This window comes from Hymenobacter gummosus (assembly GCF_003970915.1).
Lineage (GTDB): Bacteria > Bacteroidota > Bacteroidia > Cytophagales > Hymenobacteraceae > Solirubrum > Solirubrum gummosum.
On record NZ_RXOF01000001.1, the window covers coordinates 564,741 to 581,245 of the forward strand.

Annotated in this window: 14 protein-coding genes; 5 read left to right on the plus strand and 9 right to left on the minus strand. The window is 62.7% G+C overall.

The features are described from left to right. Positions 1–40 precede the first annotated feature (40 nt). From EJV47_RS02470 to lipB, 6 genes are all read right to left on the minus strand, one after another. The gene (locus EJV47_RS02470) at positions 41–1,030 is read right to left on the minus strand and encodes a PorP/SprF family type IX secretion system membrane protein (protein WP_126691547.1); all 990 of its coding nucleotides are present in this window, start codon (positions 1,028–1,030) and stop codon (positions 41–43) included. A 158-nt stretch (positions 1,031–1,188) separates the two neighbouring features. Continuing rightward, positions 1,189–2,019, minus strand: coding sequence for a uroporphyrinogen-III synthase (locus EJV47_RS02475; protein WP_126691548.1), 831 nt, complete (start codon positions 2,017–2,019; stop codon positions 1,189–1,191). A 70-nt stretch (positions 2,020–2,089) separates the two neighbouring features. Further along, positions 2,090–3,022, minus strand: coding sequence for a DUF4271 domain-containing protein (locus EJV47_RS02480; RefSeq protein ID WP_165903587.1), 933 nt, complete (start codon positions 3,020–3,022; stop codon positions 2,090–2,092). A gap of 220 nt (positions 3,023–3,242) precedes the next feature. Then, positions 3,243–4,310, minus strand: a complete 1,068-nt coding sequence (locus tag EJV47_RS02485) for an MraY family glycosyltransferase (RefSeq protein ID WP_243650979.1) — start codon at positions 4,308–4,310, stop codon at positions 3,243–3,245. 54 nt (positions 4,311–4,364) lie between these two features. Continuing rightward, the gene (locus EJV47_RS02490; RefSeq protein ID WP_126691550.1) at positions 4,365–4,781 is read right to left on the minus strand and encodes a hypothetical protein; all 417 of its coding nucleotides are present in this window, start codon (positions 4,779–4,781) and stop codon (positions 4,365–4,367) included. Positions 4,782–4,827: 46 nt separating this feature from the next. Further along, a complete protein-coding gene (gene lipB, locus EJV47_RS02495) occupies positions 4,828–5,625 on the minus strand; it encodes a lipoyl(octanoyl) transferase LipB (RefSeq protein WP_126691551.1) in 798 nt (265 codons plus the stop codon). Positions 5,626–5,689: 64 nt separating this feature from the next. On the opposite strand from lipB, the gene EJV47_RS02500 reads away from it, so the two are divergent. Then, positions 5,690–6,043 carry a YraN family protein gene (locus EJV47_RS02500; RefSeq protein ID WP_126691552.1) on the plus strand — a complete coding sequence of 118 codons (354 nt, stop codon included), beginning with the start codon at positions 5,690–5,692 and terminating at the stop codon, positions 6,041–6,043. A gap of 90 nt (positions 6,044–6,133) precedes the next feature. Here the strand turns inward: EJV47_RS02500 and EJV47_RS02505 are convergent, their stop codons facing one another. The 3 genes from EJV47_RS02505 to EJV47_RS02515 all read right to left on the minus strand — a co-directional run bounded on the left by EJV47_RS02505 (position 6,134) and on the right by EJV47_RS02515 (position 9,811). Then, the gene (locus tag EJV47_RS02505) at positions 6,134–7,105 is read right to left on the minus strand and encodes a toxin-antitoxin system YwqK family antitoxin (RefSeq protein WP_126691553.1); all 972 of its coding nucleotides are present in this window, start codon (positions 7,103–7,105) and stop codon (positions 6,134–6,136) included. 228 nt (positions 7,106–7,333) lie between these two features. After that, positions 7,334–9,166, minus strand: coding sequence for a molecular chaperone HtpG (htpG, locus tag EJV47_RS02510; protein WP_126691554.1), 1,833 nt, complete (start codon positions 9,164–9,166; stop codon positions 7,334–7,336). Between the two features lie 204 nt (positions 9,167–9,370). Continuing rightward, complete coding sequence (locus EJV47_RS02515) at positions 9,371–9,811, minus strand: hypothetical protein (protein WP_126691555.1); 441 nt, start codon at positions 9,809–9,811, stop codon at positions 9,371–9,373. Between the two features lie 409 nt (positions 9,812–10,220). Here EJV47_RS02515 and EJV47_RS02520 point away from each other — a divergent pair, with 409 nt between their 5' ends. The 4 genes from EJV47_RS02520 to EJV47_RS02535 all read left to right on the plus strand — a co-directional run bounded on the left by EJV47_RS02520 (position 10,221) and on the right by EJV47_RS02535 (position 16,500). Then, on the plus strand, positions 10,221–10,559 hold the full coding sequence (locus tag EJV47_RS02520) for a hypothetical protein (RefSeq protein WP_126691556.1): 339 nt from the start codon (positions 10,221–10,223) through the stop codon (positions 10,557–10,559). A 126-nt stretch (positions 10,560–10,685) separates the two neighbouring features. After that, the gene (locus tag EJV47_RS02525) at positions 10,686–13,082 is read left to right on the plus strand and encodes a TonB-dependent receptor (protein ID WP_126691557.1); all 2,397 of its coding nucleotides are present in this window, start codon (positions 10,686–10,688) and stop codon (positions 13,080–13,082) included. A 120-nt stretch (positions 13,083–13,202) separates the two neighbouring features. Further along, on the plus strand, positions 13,203–13,760 hold the full coding sequence (locus EJV47_RS02530) for a hypothetical protein (RefSeq protein ID WP_126691558.1): 558 nt from the start codon (positions 13,203–13,205) through the stop codon (positions 13,758–13,760). A gap of 253 nt (positions 13,761–14,013) precedes the next feature. Then, positions 14,014–16,500, plus strand: coding sequence for a TonB-dependent receptor (locus EJV47_RS02535; protein WP_126691559.1), 2,487 nt, complete (start codon positions 14,014–14,016; stop codon positions 16,498–16,500). Positions 16,501–16,505: the final 5 nt, after the last annotated feature.

A 16,505-nucleotide genomic window follows, 5' to 3' on the forward strand; every position in this document is an offset into this window, starting at 1 on the left:
TAGCCTGCCAGTCTTGGGTAGTTAAACCGCAGGTTGCTTACTAGAAGCTGTAGCGGGGGGTGCGAATGGCAGGGCGCGTAGCCGGCCCAGGCTTGGGCAGACGGTAGGAGAGCATGATTTCGTGCGAACCAGTTGCACGGGCATCTTGGTTAAATGCAACCCAGTCAAAGGCATAACCAATACGCAGCACGTTATCCTTCAACAAGGAGCCGCCAACCATACCGGTCAGAGATTCGTCGTAGCGGTAGCCAACGCCACCCCAGAAACGGTCGCTGAAAGTAGCCCGCACGCCGGCCTCAAACGAATTATTATCAGACGTAAATTTCTTGCTGTCGCCAAACTTACCCGGCAGCACCACTTTGCCGATGGCCGTGGGAGTCAGCACGATTTCGTCGGTCAGGTCAAAGTTATATCCGACGGTTAGGTAAGCGTGATTCTCAGCCGTGCTCTTAGCCGTCTTAGTGCCTTCCTGGGTTTGGAATTGAAATTCCGAGCGCAGCAGATTATTCACGCTCAGACCAGCATACCACTTGGGCGATTCGTACCACACACCAACCCCGGCTTCAAACTTCCGGTCGCTGCTGTTGTAAGGTACGCTCGGATCTTCCGGGTCGACAGCACGATACTGGCCTTTGTTCAGGTTGTGGAAAATACCCTGTACGCCCAGACCCAGCTTGCCGGCATCACCGATTTTGAGGTGCTTCGAATAGGAAACCGAAGCGGTAGTGACTTTCGACTCCGCAATAAGGTTGCGGTAGATGTTAACGCCAACGCCCCCACCGATGGCCCGCACCGGCACGGCAATGCTCAGCAGGCCCACTTTGTCGTCACCGTTCGGATCAAACCCTTTGTAATTGAAGTACTGGCTACGTACCAAGGAGGTAATCTCACCCTGCTCCTTAATGCCGGCATAGGCAGGATTCAGGTACATGCCGTTGAAGCCGTAGTGGCTAAACTGGGGTTGCTGTTGGGCAACAGCGGACCCTGCCACTGCGGAGAGCAGGAGGGTGGCAAGTAAATTTCCCTTCATAGGAAGCAATTGAGAGGTGGGTGGTTACGGTTGATGGGTGGGTCAGCGTAAGTTTTTCAAATGTATAGAAAAATCACCCCCCAACAAATCATGGCAAAAAAACAAGCAGCGGACATAATTATATGTCCGCTGCTTGTTTTGGCCCGTTGTAGGCTCTTTTAAGCTTTCTGTTTATTGTTGCGCGCCTGCTCTTTGGCTATTTCCGCGCCGTGGTGCAAGCGGATGTAGGCTTCAATGGCTCCGGTCATCGACGGGGCATTGGGCATGGGAGCCTCAATGTCCAGTTCCAGGCCTGCGTCGCGGACGGCTTTGGCCGTAGTGGGGCCGAAAGCGGCGATACGCGTGCCCTCCTGCACAAAATCCGGGAAGTTGATGAACAAAGAGCTGATGCCGGACGGGCTAAAGAAGGCCAAGCAGTCATACTTCACGTCGGACAAGTCCGATAGGTCGCTGGCGACGGTGCGGTAGATGACGGCCTCGGTAAATTTGAAGCCGTTGGCACGCATGAATTCCGGAATGTCGTCTTTGCGGATATCAGAGCAAGGGTACAAGAATTTCTCCCCTTTGTGCTTCTTGATAACGTCGAACAAGTCGGCAGCGGTGCGTTGGCCGATGAACAGCTTGCGCTTGCGCAGGACGATGTACTTCTGCAGGTAATTAGCCGTTTGCTCGGAAATGCAGAAATACTTCATTTCGGCGGGCATTTCCAACTTGGCTTCCTGGCAGATGCGGAAGAAGTGGTCGACGGCGTTACGGCTGGTGAAAATAATGGCCGTATGCTCGAGGATGTTTACTTTTTCCTTGCGGAAGTCCTTGTAGGAAACAGGCTCAACCTGGATGAATTCGCGAAAATCTACCTTGATGCCGTATTTCTCGGCAATGGCAAAATAGGGCGACACGTCGTTGGCCGGCTTGGGCTGCGTCACCAAGATGCTACGAATGCGCTTGGCGTGCCGACCGGAGCCCGGCTTGTCTGTGCTTTCGGCCATATGGGAAAAGAAAGTAAAACTTAGGCGATATGATGGAGGGGTTGCGGCGGACCTCCCAAAAAGGGCTTGCTCAGTAAGTGATTACCAACAATTTGAGCAATACCGTCAGAGGTATGATTTCTGTGGCGCAAAGGTACGAAAACAAATGCAGATTGATTATGGACACGCGGCGGTGCAAGGTGCGGGCCACTCGGAACACCGTTGCTAATAACATCAACGATACCACGCCATTGGACACCCATAGCACCCCATCGGGCCAAGTCTGATTGAGTACCAAGTACAATAGCATTACGATGGGCAGAAACAAGCCCATGAACAGCAAGCTGCGCACAAATTCCCGGTACTGTACCAGGATTAGGGAGGACACGTTGAAGATATAGCCCATCAGGCTCAGGTACACCAGCTTTAAGAACACGAAGGCGGCAACCAGCAGGGCGTACGTCAGTACGCGGAGTACCAGGCCCGACTCGGGAACGGCAAAGAGCTGGCGCAGCACTACCAAGCTTTGCACGTTGGTGTGAATGGCCACAATCAACAGTCCCAGCGAGAGGGAAAAGATGAGCACCAGCAGCAGGTTCAGCCAGGTGATAGTGGGCCGGGACAGGAAATTCTGTTCCCCAGGCGTGTTGCTCCACAACTCATAGATGCGGGCAAAACCGGGGCGGTAAATCGTGCGCACGGCCCCATACAGCAGGCCGATCAGCAGCAGAAAGCAGAGGAATATATTTTCGCCCTGCTGCCCGGCCAGTCGCAGCTGGGGCTTCCACCACCGCTGAGCTGGCGCCCCGCTTTTGGCTTGGCTGGCCGTGGCGTTGGTGAAGGAAGTGTAGTTGGGAGACTGCTCCGGATGCCAGACGCAGAGCAGGTGCCGGGTGGTTTTGTTGTTGGACGCCACCAGGGCTGCCAGATCCAAAGAATAATTACCGGTGCGGGGAGCCCGGAATATCAGTTGGTTATCCAAGAACAGCGTCAGGTGTTGCCGGGCCGCAAAGGTGATGGGCAAAGGCCGCCCGGGCCGGATATCCACCCATTGGTAGTACGCATGGGCGGGCGCGTGGTAGCCGGGCAGGTATAGTACGAGCTTGTTGCTGCCTGGAGCGTAAATCAGCCATTCGCTGCCCAGGCCCGACGGGGCCGTGGGGGGCAGCGGACGGTACTCTGCGGCTTGGGCGCGGCCCAGGCCGAGCAACAGGCCGAGCAGGCAGCAGCCAAGCGCCAGGGCTCTACGAAGCCACGCGCTGCTGGGCACTCCGGCTGCGGTAGGTACCGAGGAATACACTGAGGACCAATGAGAAGGCGAGCAGGGCAGCAATCAGGATGGTATTGCCGCGCTCGGCGAAGTTGATGACGAACAGAATCACCACCAGGTTAAGCAGCGCCAGCAGCAGTACCGTGCTGATTTGCTGAAAGCCCATGGCCAGAATGCGGTGGTGAATGTGGTTTTTGTCGGGGCTGAAGGGCGAGGTGCCGTTCAGGATGCGGACGGTGAAAACCCGGATGGTATCGAACAGGGGCACGAACAGGATGCCAACGGCCACCGAGGGATTAGTGGACTCGAACGGCATCTGCGAACGGACGCCCATTTCGATAAACTGAATGGTGAGCACCGACACAATGAACCCGCAGAGCAGGGAGCCAGTGTCGCCCATGAAGATGGTGGCTTTGTGGAAGTTGTAGCGCAAAAAGCCCAGCATCCCGCCAATGACGCACACCGATACGAAGACGTAGTTGCCGTACTCGCTGCCGCCGTAGCGGTAAAAGTAGTAGCCGAAGGTGCTGACGATAATGATGACGATGGAGCCGGCCAGGCCATCAAGCCCGTCGATAAGGTTGATGGCGTTGGTAATGCCGGCAATGACCAGGAAGGTAAAGGCGTAACTGATGCCCTCGGGCAGCTCGTGAATGCCGAAAATGCCCTGGAAGCTGGTAATGCGGATATTGGCCATGAACATCACGATGCCCGTAGCCAGCAGCTGACCTACCAGTTTTTTGGCCGGCGAAATGCTTACCAAGTCATCTTTCAGGCCGACGAAGAACAGCACGATGCAACCGGCCAGCAGCTGCTGCACGCCGTTGCCGAGGTCGGCGAAGATGGTAAGGGCCGACATGAAGCCGGCGAAAATGGCTACCCCGCCCAGACGCGGCGTCAATACGGCGTGCACGGTCCGCTTATTGGGCAGATCGAGCATGTTCTTGAGGTGCGCGATATAGATGACGGAGGGCACTGCGAACAGGGCCACCAGAAAAGCCCAGAGAAAGGCCAGCCCCAGCGTCACGCCGTTTGGATTCATAGGTCGGTAGTGAGACGGGCAAAGGTACGGAACTGGCGGCGAAGCCTAAGGCCCTCAGCTGTGCAACACCCCTTCGCGCCCGAGCAGCCCGATGGAAATCAGGTTGTCGGCCACGATGGAGTCGGGCACGAAGATGAACTTCTTATCGAAGATCTGCCCGTCGACGTAGTAGCTGACCCAGTACTGGTTGTTCAGGTGAAACAGGGCGGGGTCGATGGGCTCGATGGGCAGGGCCGACTGGGCCGCCAGCTCGGGGAAGTGGTGCCGCAGGGTGGAAGTGCGTACAATCTGGCCCTCGGCGTCGAGGCCGTAGCCGTTGGAGCTGACGATGACGTTGTCGAGGGCGAAGCGGTTGTGATTGAGCAAGTACACCAGCCAGCCGGCTTTGCCGACCTCTACGGCGGCGCTGTCTTCGGGAACGATGGCGACGGAAACCCCTTCAACGGGGTCGAATTTGATATCTGCTTTCATGGACTACAAGCGGCGGACTTACTGGGTGGGATAAGCCCGTCGGCACTTATTCAACGAGGTGGGCGTCGAGGAGTTCGGCCAGGTGGCGGAGCAGGCCGTCTTCTACCTCGCGCAGCGGCACGGGGCGCCCCAACTCCTGCTGCAGCGAGGTCACGGCCTTGTCGGTGATGCCGCAGGGCACAATGTGGCCGAAATAGCTCAGGTCGGTATTGACGTTGAGGGCGAAGCCGTGCATGGTCACCCAGCGGCTGCATTTCACCCCCATGGCGCAGATTTTACGCGGGTTCGGGTCACCTTCCTCAAAATCCAGCCACACGCCCGTCAGGCCCGCAATGCGGCCCGCGGCCAGGCCGTAATCGGCCAGCAGGCGGATAACGGCTTCTTCCAGGGTGCGCAGGTAGTAGTGGATATCGGGCCGAAAGTTCTCCAAATCGAGAATGGGGTAGCCGACGAGCTGCCCGGGGCCGTGGTAGGTGATGTCGCCGCCGCGGTTGATGCGGTGGAAGGTGGCGCCGTGGGCCTGCAGCCCAGCCTCGTCGAGCAGCAGGTGCTCGGGCTTGCCGCTCTTGCCGAGGGTGTACACGGGCGGATGCTCGCAGAGCAGCAGGTAGTTGGGCGTGGCTTCGGGCGCCGCGCCGCTGGCTTCGGCCTGGCGGTTGCGGGTTTTCACGGCCACCGTAGCGGCCAGCAAGGCTTCCTGCTGGTCCCAGGTCGGTACGTACTCGACGCGGCCCAGGCGCTGCACCTGCACCGTGCGGTTGGTGCCGACGGCAGCGGGAACGGGAGCGGCGGGAACGGGCTGGGGGGCCGGCTGCACGCAGGCGGAGAGGAAATCGGTTTCCATACGGGCAAAATTACTAATCCTCAACCACCGGCGCCGGTTCGGGGTTCAGCCGTATCTTGGCCTCATGCCCTCCCCTACCCTCGGTGCGGCCGGCGAACAGGCCGCCGCCGACTACTACACGGCCCAAGGCTACGCAGTGGTAGCCCGCAACTTCCGGCATGGCCGGGCCGAAATCGACTTGATTGTGCAGCAGGCCCGACCGCCGCGGCTGGTATTCGTGGAGGTGAAGGCCCGCACCGATTTGCGCTACGGCTACCCCGAGCAGTTCGTGACGCCGGCCCAGCAGCAGCGCATCCGCCGGGCGGCCGAGGAGTACGTTTTCCGCCACAACTGGCCCCACGACGTGCGCTTCGATATCCTGGCCCTCACGCCCAACTCCCAGGGCTTCCGGGCGGAGGCGTTTGAGGACGCGTTTTAAATGGCTAAATGGCTCGATGGTTAAATGGCTGGTCGTTCCGCTTGCGTCGAACAATCAACCATTTAGCCATACAGCCATTTAGCCATTTACCTAGTTTCGCCGGCCGCGGGCGGGGTTGGTGGGGCTCTTGGCGTCGGCTTCGCGCTTGTCGAGCTTATCCTTCTCGTAGATGAGCACGCCGTTGCGGTTGTATTCTTTCAGCAGCACGGCCTCAGTTTCGGGCTCGTAGCCCGACTCGCCGTACTCGTACTCGTAGTGGCGGCGGTTGCGGAAGCCCCAGTATTTGGTCCAGGTACCCACCTTCTTACCGTTCTCGAACTGCCCGTGCCACTCGGGCTGCCCGTCGTTCTTGAAGCTCATGTACTCGCCTTCCAGCTTGCCATTGATGTAGGGCACCACCTCGCGGACCATGGTATTGCCCCCGTCGTAGTAGCTGATGTTGGCGTCGCGCGGGAAGCCTTGCTCGTAGTGGACTTTGCTGAGCAAGATGTTGTCCCGGTTGAACCGCTCCCAGCGCAGGTGCCGGGCGCCGATGTAGTAGAAGCCGGTTTCAATGACTTTGCCGCCCTGCATCTTCTTGTAGGGCCCGTGCAGGATCTTGTACTTCGTCAAATCCAGCTCGGCCATGCTGAGCGTCTTTTCCAGGCGCTTCTTGACGGGGTTGTAGAGCCACTTGGTGGGGGCGTACGGGTTGGGCTGCTTCGGCGTCTTCATCACGTAGAAGACCTCGATAATCTGGTTGCGCCCCTTGGGCCCCGACTTGGTGTAGGCCTTCTTGATTCGCTCCCCCATGAAGATGCGTTTCTTCTTCTTGGCGGTGGCTTTGCGCTGCTCGGCTTTCTCCTTTTCCAGGGCCTTGCGCTGCTCCTCCTTGGTGAGCTTCTTGCCCGTGGTCAGCGAGGGCGAATTAACGGTGTCGCGGGTGCTGGCCAGCGTGTCGCGGCTCAGGGCCAGGGCCGTGGGCTCGGGCTTGCTGTTGAAGGACACCGTTTTCTTGGCGCAGGCACTGAGCAGCACGAAAGGCAGCAGGAGCAGCGCGGACGACAGACGGAACAAACGCATCGACAAAGACAGACAGGTGGTTCTGGGGAGCGAAACGTAAATATAGGGCCGGATAGTGCCCGGCGGTGAGATGGTGAAATAGTGAAATGGTGAGTTTGACGTCCTACTGGCCCTGAATGCGCAACCGGCCCCGGTAACCGCAGTTGCCGGGGCCGGTTGATTCACGTTGGCGCTGGCAGGTGCCGCCAGAACGGCACTCACCATTTCACCAACTCACTATTTCACCACTTACTCCGCCGCCAGCAGCTCGGCGCTGCGCTTCACGAACTGCGTCAGGGCTTCGCCTTTTAGCATCCCTTGGGCCAGCAGCGCCAGGTCGAAGGCCTGCTTGGCTAGTTTCGCAGCGGCGTCGCCTTCCAGCTTGAGCACGCGCTGGGCCACGGCGCTGTTGGCGTTGACGCTGACGGTGTAGCTATCCGGCAACGAGCCGAACATGGCCATACCGCCGCCCCCGCCCACGCGCTGCATGTCCTTCATGCGGCGCATAAACTCGGGCAGGGTGATGATAACCGGCGCGTCCTGCGGCGACAGGGCTTCCACCTGCACCTGCATGGCGGGGTTGCTGATGGCCTGCGCAAACAGCTCCTGCAGCTTGGTTTTCTCCTCGTCCGACAGCACGCTCTCGGTCGTTTCGTCCTTCTCGATGAGCTTGCTGATGGTTTCGGAGTCTACGCGCTTGAAGGTGGTTTTCTCCAGCTTCTGCTCCAGCTGCCCGATGAAGTGCGCGTCGAGCGGGCCGTCGAGCTTGAGCACGTCGTAGCCGCGGTCCTGGGCGGCCACCACGTAGGCGTGCTGGGCTTCCGGGTCGGTGGTGTAGAGCAGCACGGTCTGGCCGTTCTTGTCCTGCTGGTTGGCCTGTACCAGCTCCCGGTACTCGTTGATGGTCGAGAACTTCCCGTCCACGTTCTGCAGCAGGGCAAAGTCCTTGGCGCGGTCGTAGAACTTCTCGTCCGACAGCATACCGTACTTCACGAACAGGCCGATGTCGGACCACTTCTGCTCGTAGCCGGCGCGGTCCTTGCGGAAAATTTCGGCCAGCTTGTCGGCCACCTTCTTGGTCACGTACTGGTTGATTTTCCGCACGTTGGCGTCGGCCTGCAGGAAGCTACGCGACACGTTCAGCGGAATATCGGGCGAGTCGAGCACGCCGTGGAGCAGCATCAGGAACTCGGGCACCACGTCCTTCACCTCGTCGGTGATGAATACCTGGCGCGAGTAAAGCTGAATCTTGTTGCGCTGCAGCTGCAGCTCGTCCTTCACCTTCGGGAAGTACAGGATGCCCGTCAGGTTGAAGGGGTAATCCACGTTGAGGTGAATCCAGAACAGCGGCGGCTCGGAGAAGGGATACAGCGTCTGGTAGAACTGCACGTAGTCCTCGTCCTTGAGGTCGGCGGGCTGCTTGGTCCACAGCGGCTGCGTCTGGTTGATGACCTCGCCATCGAACTCAATCGGAATCGGCAGGAACTTGCAGTATTTGTCCAGAATGCCGCGCAGGCGCGGGGTTTCCAGGAACTCGTCGGAGTCCTCGGCTACGTGCAGCACCACGTCGGTGCCGCGCTCCGGCTTGTCGGTGGTTTCGAGGGTAAATTCCGTGCTGCCGTCGCAAATCCAGCGGGCGGCTTCCGAGCCAGCCTTGTAGCTCTTGGAGAAGATTTCAACCTCCTTGGCTACCATGAACGCCGAGTAGAAGCCCAGGCCGAACTGCCCGATAATCTGGTCCTTGGCCGAGGCATCCTTGTCCTTGTACTTCTCCACAAACTCGGTGGCCCCGGAGAAGGCAATCTGGTTGATGTACTTCTTGATTTCCTCCGCCGTCATGCCGATGCCGCGGTCGGAAATGGTGATGGTGCGCTTCTCCTTGTCCACGCTCACCGTCACCTTCAGCTCCCCGGCTTCGCCCTGGTACTCGCCCAGCTGCGCGAGGCTCTTGAGCTTCTGCGTGGCGTCGACGGCGTTGCTGACCAGCTCCCGGAGGAAGATTTCGTGGTCGGAGTACAGGAATTTCTTGATGATGGGGAAGATATTCTCGGTGTGAATCGAGATGCTGCCGGTTTCCTGCATGGCGGGTAGAAATGGAATGGTGAGAAAGTCAGGGAAAACAACGCGGCCCGGCCGCCCTTGGGGGAGCAGCCGGGCCGCGGGGCCGGTGTCAAATCGTATTCCAGTTGGCTCCGACGGGGCCGGAAGCTGTCAGCCTGGCAGTTGAGCCGGGCCGCAGCCTCGGTCAACGCGTCAGAACAGCCGGGGGCGCTTCCCGTCGGACCTTCAGGCCACCATGCGCGTCGGGGCGGGCATGGCCGGGAAAGTAGTCGGGTTGATGAGCCACTCCAGCGCCGCCGACGAGTCGGTAAAGAACTGCACGTCGAAGTTCAGGTGGCGCTGGCCGTGGTCGAGGATGCTTTCGGCGGCCAGCTGGTTGTACATATTCGGGCTGAACACCAGGGCCAGCTGGCGCAGGCTGGTCAGGGGCGCCACGGCGGGCAGCACTTCGTCGCTCAGCCAGATCTGGTCTTCCAGCCCCAGGTTGGGCAGCCCGTTCAGGTCGACAACCCACGACTCGATGGCCTGCTCCCGCAGCAGCTTCTGCACGTGCTCGATGGCCGGGCGGAAGCGGTGCATGTTGTGCTGCCCCTGCCAGCGGTGGTAGAGCAGGCGCAGGGCGGGGTCGTGGAATAAAACGAGCGAATCGAAGTGGAGCGGGTTCATCAGCACGGGAGCTAGTCGGTTAATGACCCGAAGTAAGATTCGTGCCATATCCCGATCTGGGAACCTCGGCTGAGTACCGCTTTTCCTCGCTGAACGCACTATCGGCCTGTGCGAAAGTGTCGAATTGCCGAGCTTAGACGAACAGGGTTTCGGCGGCTCGGTCGGGGCTGGCCGGCGCGGCTTTCTTGGGCCGGATTTGCTGGGCGAGCTGGCGCAGGGTGCGGAGTAGGATTCGTTTCATGGGTGGGGTGCAGAAAGGGTGGTACAGTTGGGTCTATAAGTTACGTAGAATCCAGGCCCGTTCGTTGTTAATTCTTTGTGCAACTTTGCCGGCCGGCCGGTGTTTTTGCACGCCGGTTTGGCTGCCCGCCGTCTTTCTCCGTACTTGGGCCCAACTCTTCTCTGCTCGATGCGCGAAATCCGCTCCCATATAGCCACCCTGCTGCTGCTCTGCTTCGTGCGGGTGCTGCTGCCGGAGTCGGCTATTCTGGCGCTGCACCGCCACGAGCACACGGAGAAGGAAGTGGCCCACCAGCCCGGGCAGCGCGACAAAGCCGTGCTGTCGACCAAGCACCAGCACTGCCCCGTCGACCACCTGTTCGACGTGCCGTTTCAGCCCACCGCGGAGCTGACGGTGCCGGTGCACTTTTACTCCTACGCCCGACCCGAGGGCGCGGCGCAGGAGTCGGTGTGGCAGAACACCACGCCCGCCGCGGCGTGGCTGCGCGGGCCGCCCGCCCAAGCCTAGAATGAGTGTGCGCCCGGCTGCTTTGGCAGCGCGGGTGCGGCGCGTCGTAGTGGTGCCCTGGCGTTTGAGTAGCCGGGCGGCACGGACGGCGGCCGGTCTATTCTCAGGCTGTTTCCCTTCATTTTCATGCTTTTCCGCCTTGCGGCGGCTCTGCTGTGGGCGGGGCTGTGCCTGGGCGTAGTCTACCCGACTGCGGCCCAGAGCACCTGCACCCTCCCGCTGGCGGGCCGCGTCACGGACCATGAATCGGGCGAAGGGTTGGCGGGGGCCACGGTAGTACTGCTGCCGGGCCAGGAAGCCACCCAGACCGATTCCGAAGGCCACTTCCATTTTCACGTCTGCGCCGGCACTTACCGCGTGCAGGTTCACTTCATTGGCTATCAGCCGGAAGAAGCGGAGCTGCGCGTGACGGGCGCCGCCGTGCGCAACTTCGCCTTGCACCCCGAGGCCATCCGGCTGCAGGGGGCGGTGGTGCGCGGCAGCCGCGTGGAGGCGCCCACGCCCCAGGCCAGCGGCACGTTGTCGGGCCAAGCCCTGCAGAGCACCCGCGGCCAGGTGCTGGGCGAGGCGCTGCAGAAGATTGCCGGCGTGACGGCCATTCAGACCGGCCCGAGCGTGTTCAAGCCGATGATTCACGGGCTGCACTCCAACCGCGTGGCCATCATGAACAACGGCGTGCGGCAGGAAGGCCAGCAGTGGGGCCAGGAGCACGGCCCGGAAATCGACCCGTTTGTGGCCTCGGAGCTGACCGTGGTGAAGGGCGCCGCCGGCGTGCGCTACGGCTCCGACGCGGTGGGCGGCGTGGTGCTGGTGCAGCCCCGCCCCCTGCGCGACTCGGCCGGCACGGGCGCCGAGCTGAACCTGGTGGGCATGTCGAATAACGGCCTGGGCGCGGCATCGGCCAGCGTGGAGGGCAACCTGCGCCGCCTGCCGGCCCTGAGCTGGTGGGTGCAGGGCTCCATCAAGCAGGCCGGCAACACCCGCACGCCCGATTACTGGCTGGCCAACACGGCTTTTCAGGAGCGCAACTTCTCGGCGGCTCTGGGCTGGCGTAAGGAGCGGTACGGCCTGGAGGCCTTCTACAGCCAGTTCAACTCCCGCCTGGGCATTCTGAGCGCGGCCGTGGTGGGCAACCAGACCGATTTGCAGGCCGCCATCAGCCGGGGCCGACCGGCTACGGACGGGCAGTTCAGTTACGCCATCGACCGGCCCTACCAGCAGCTGCGCCACGATCTGGCGAAGCTGACGGGCTTCTGGAAAACCGGCAACGGCGGGCGGCTGACCGCCACGGTGGCCAATCAGCAGGACTTCCGCGACGAGTTTGACGTGGTGCGCGGCGGCAGCACGGCCGGCCGCCGCAACCTGCCCCAGCTCAGCTACCTAAACTACACCACCACCGCCGACCTGGTGTGGGAACACCCGCACTGGGGCCCGTTCAGCGGCTCGGTGGGGCTGAGCGGCACTTACCAGCGCAACCGCTACGCCCCGGGCAGCCGGCAGTTCATTCCGTTCTACACCAACCAGGTGGGCGGGGCCTTCCTCATCGAGCGGTGGCAGCAGCGGCGGCTGCTGCTGGAGGCCGGCCTGCGCCTAGACCGCCGCGACCTGCAGACCCGCCGCCTGACGCGCACCGTCGTCGACGATACCCTGCGCTACGGGGTGGAGCAGCAGCAGTTCCGGTACTGGACGCCCGCCGCCTCGCTGGGGGCCGTGTACGACGCCAGCACCCACCTTAGCCTGCGCGCCGACGCCGGGCTGGTGCGCCGGGCCCCGGCCGCCAACGAGCGGCTGGCCCAGGGCGTGCACAACGCCATCTACGAGGAGGGCTACGACGTGAGCCGCCCGGACGGGGCAGCCCCCCTGAGCCCCGAAACCTCCTACAACCTGGGCCTGACGGCCACGCTGCACGACAATCCGCGCCTGAACGGGGAGCTGACCGTGTACCAGAACCACATCGACGGCTACATCTACCAGGTGGTGGCGGGCTCCTTCCAGACCATTCAGGGCCTGTTTCCGCTCTGGCGCACCCAGCAGACCGACGCCGTATTCCGCGGGGCCGATTTGCTGCTGACCTACGCCCCGGCCCCGCGCTGGCTGCTCAGCGGCCGGGCGGCCGTGGTGCGCGCCCGCAACCTGACCCTGAACGATTACCTGGTGTTCGTGCCCGCCGACCGGTTTGAGGCCAGCCTGCGGCGCGAGTGGACCCGCCAGCCCACCGCCCGGCTGCAGCGGCCCTTCGCCCAGCTGAGCCTGACCGCCGTGCGCCGCCAGGACCGTACGCCCGGTGCCGAGTACGATTTGCAGGCGGCCCCGGCTGGCTACCAGCTCTTCGGGGCCGAAGTGGGCGCTACGGTGCGCCTGGGCAATGTGCCGCTGGAGCTGAGCCTGGCTGGCACCAACCTGCTCAATGCGCGCTACCGGGAGTACCTGAACCGCTTCCGCTATTACGCCCAGGACCAGGGCCGCAACCTGACGCTGCGCCTGCGCGCCCCGCTGGAGTTCGGCCGCCGGTCGGCCCGCTAGGGCGTAGCAGCTTCTCTCCTAGTCTTTTCCATCATCCAGGCCGGTTTGCCGCGCCCGTTTTCTAACAACGGCGCCGCCGTGGCGCCCCCGCTTTCAACCATCATTCATCATCCCCAACCCATGAAAAAGCCCCTGTTCCGCCCCTTCCTTGCCGCCCTGCTGCTGGCCGCCCCGCTGCTGACCACGTCCTGCAAAAACGACGACGACAACCCCACGCCCGACGACGAGAACGAGCTGATTACCACCGTGCGCTACACCCTCACGCCCGCCGGTGGCGGCACGCCCGTGACGGTAGAATACAAGGACCTGGACGGCGCCGGCGGTACCGCGCCCACCATCGGCACACTCACGCTGGCTGCCAACACCACCTACACCGGCGCCGTCACCTTCCTCGACGAATCGAAAAGCCCGGCCGACAACATCACGGCGGAGGTCAACGAGGAAAGCGACGAGCACCTGGTGGTGTACGTGCCGACGCCGGCCAACCTGCTCAGCATCACGCGCACCGACCGGGACCGGAACAACCTGGAAGTAGGCCTGAGCACGCGCCTGGTGACGACCACCGCGGCCACGGGTACGCTGAAAATCAACCTGCAGCACCAGCCCGGTATCAAGAACGGCCAGCCCAACCTCGGCTCGGCCGATGCCGAGGTGACCTTCCCGGTGACGGTGCGCTAACCCCGCGGGCCGGCGGGGCCTGATCTAAGCCCCGCCGGCCGCCTCTTTCTCTGCTTTTGCCCGCTGGCTCTGACGTCGGCGGCTCCTGTCATAACTAGCCGCTTGCGGCTGGTTTGTTTCTCTCCATTTGGTTTGGTTATGGAGAAAAAGAGACGGAAAACACCGGTCCCTGGCCGGTGTTTTCCTGCTTCTGGTGCATCTTCCTCGCGCCTGCCCCGTTCATTGCCTTCCCCGCTTCCCCAGCCTTAATTGTATGTCCCGTTTCCTGCTGGCTTCGGCCCTGCTGCTGACCGGCGCCACTGCCGCGGCCCAGACGACGCCCGCTCCTGCTTCTGCTGCCACGGCCCGCGCCACCGGCCGCGTCAGCGTCACGGGCCGCGTCGTCGACCAGGCGACCCAGCAGCCGCTGCCCGGCGCCACCCTACTCTTTCCCGACCTCAAGCAGAGCACCGCCACCGACGCCGACGGGCGCTTCCGCTTCGACCAGCTGCCGCGGGGCCGCTTCCTGGTGCAGGTCCGCTCCTTGGGCTACGGCACGGCGGTGCGCACCGTGGATACCGGCAGCCCCACGGCCCTGGACTTCGCCCTCACGCCGGCCGTGACGGAGCTGGGCCAGGTGGTGGTGACGGGCGTATCGGCCTCCACCGAGCTGCGCCGCTCCCCGGTGCCCACCACGGTTATCGACCAGACGGAGCTGCGCCAGCACGCCAGCACCAACGTTATCGACGCGGTGGCCCACACGCCGGGCGTCAGCCAGATTACCACCGGGGCGGCCATCAGTAAGCCGGTGGTGCGCGGGCTCAGCGCCAACCGCGTCATCACCCTCAACAACGGCGCCAAGCAGGAAGGCCAGCAGTGGGGCGACGAGCACGGCATCGAAATCGACGAGTACAGCATCGACCGGGCTGAGGTCATCAAAGGGCCCGGCTCCTTGTTGTATGGCTCCGACGGGCTGGCCGGAGTTATCAACTTTGTGGCGCCCGACCCGGTGGACAACGGCCGCGTGCTGGGCTCGTTGACGGCCAACTACCAGACCAACAACCGCCTGCAGGGCTACTCGCTGATGAACGCCGGCAACCTGAACGGGCTGAACTGGATGGTGCGCGGCTCGGGCAAGGTGGCCGGCAACTACCGCAACCGCTACGACGGCCGGGTGTACAACTCGGGCTTCCGGGAGCTGAACGGCAGCGGCTACGTGGGCCTGAACAAAAGCTGGGGCTACTCCCACCTCACGGTCAGCTCCTTTAATCAACGCCTGGGCCTCATCGAAGGCGCCCGGGACTCGGCCTCGGGCCGCTTCGCCAAGGACGTCCTTGCCCTCAATGACTTCATCATCACCCGGCCCGTTACGCGGGAGGAGTTGCGCGGCTACGGCCTCGACGTGCCCTACCAGCAGATCAACCACCTGCGCATCGGCACCGACAACAACTTCATCCTCGGGGCCTCGCGCCTGACGCTGAACGTGGGCTGGCAGCAGAACCTGCGCCGGGAGTTTGGGGAGCTGCTGGCCGGCCCCGACGAGCCCAGCCTGTACTTCCAGCTGCGCACCCTCGACTACGCCGCCCGCTACTTCCTGCCCGAGCTGAAGGGCTGGAACACCACGGTGGGCGTGAGCGGCATGGCGCAGGAAAACCAGAACCTGGGCGCGGAATTTCTGATTCCGGCCTACCACCTGTTCGACGCGGGCGTATTCGGGGTGACCAAGCGCACCTTCGGCCGGCTCGACGTGAGCGGCGGCCTGCGCTACGACCAGCGCCGCCTCCGGGCCGACGCGCTGTGGCTGGGCGCCGACGAGCAGCCCGTGCCGGTGGGCACGCCGGGCGCCGAGGCCAAGTTTGCGGCCTTCCAGAACACCTTCCGCAACTGGTCGGGCAGCCTGGGCGGGGCCTTCAGCCTCACCGAGCAGCTGATTCTGAAAGCCAACGTGGCCCGCGGCTTCCGGGCACCCAACATTGCCGAGCTGGGCTCCAACGGCGTGCACGAGGGCACCACCCGCTTCGAAATCGGCGACCCAAGCCTCAAGGCCGAAACCAGCTTTCAGTCGGATCTGGGCCTGAGCCTGAATACCGAGCACGTCACCTTCAGCGTCGACGCCTTCGACAACCGCATTCAGAACTTCATCTTCCCGCGCCGCATCAGCAACGCGGCCGGCCAGGACTCGGTGCAAATCAACCCCGAGGACGGCGAGGAGTACCGCGTGTTCGTGTACGGGCAGAGCCGGGCCAACCTGTACGGCGGCGAAGTAACGGTGGACCTGCACCCGCACCCGCTCGACTGGCTGCACTTCGAAAACTCGTTTTCGATGGTGCGGGCGCGCCGCCTGGGCCAGGCCGAGGGCGAGAAGTGGCTGCCCTTCACGCCCGCCGACCGGCTGCAGTCGGAGCTGCGGGTGAATTTCCGCCGGGTGCCGGGCCTGAGCCGCGTCGGCAACGTGTACGCCCGCGTGGGCCTGGAGCACAACTTCGCCCAGCGCCGCATCTTCGGCGCCTTCGATACCGAGACGCCCACCGCCGCCTACACCCTCGTCAACCTCGGCGCCGGCACCGATTTGACTACCAGCCAGGGCCGCACCGTGGCTTCGCTGCTGCTGTCGGTCAACAACGTGTTCGACGTGGCCTACCAGAACCACCTCAGCCGCCTCAAGTACACCGACGTGAACTACCTGACCGGCCGCATCGGCGTATTCAACATGGGCCGCAACCTGAGCCTGAAGCTGCTGGTACCGCTGAGCTTCAAGTAGCCGGC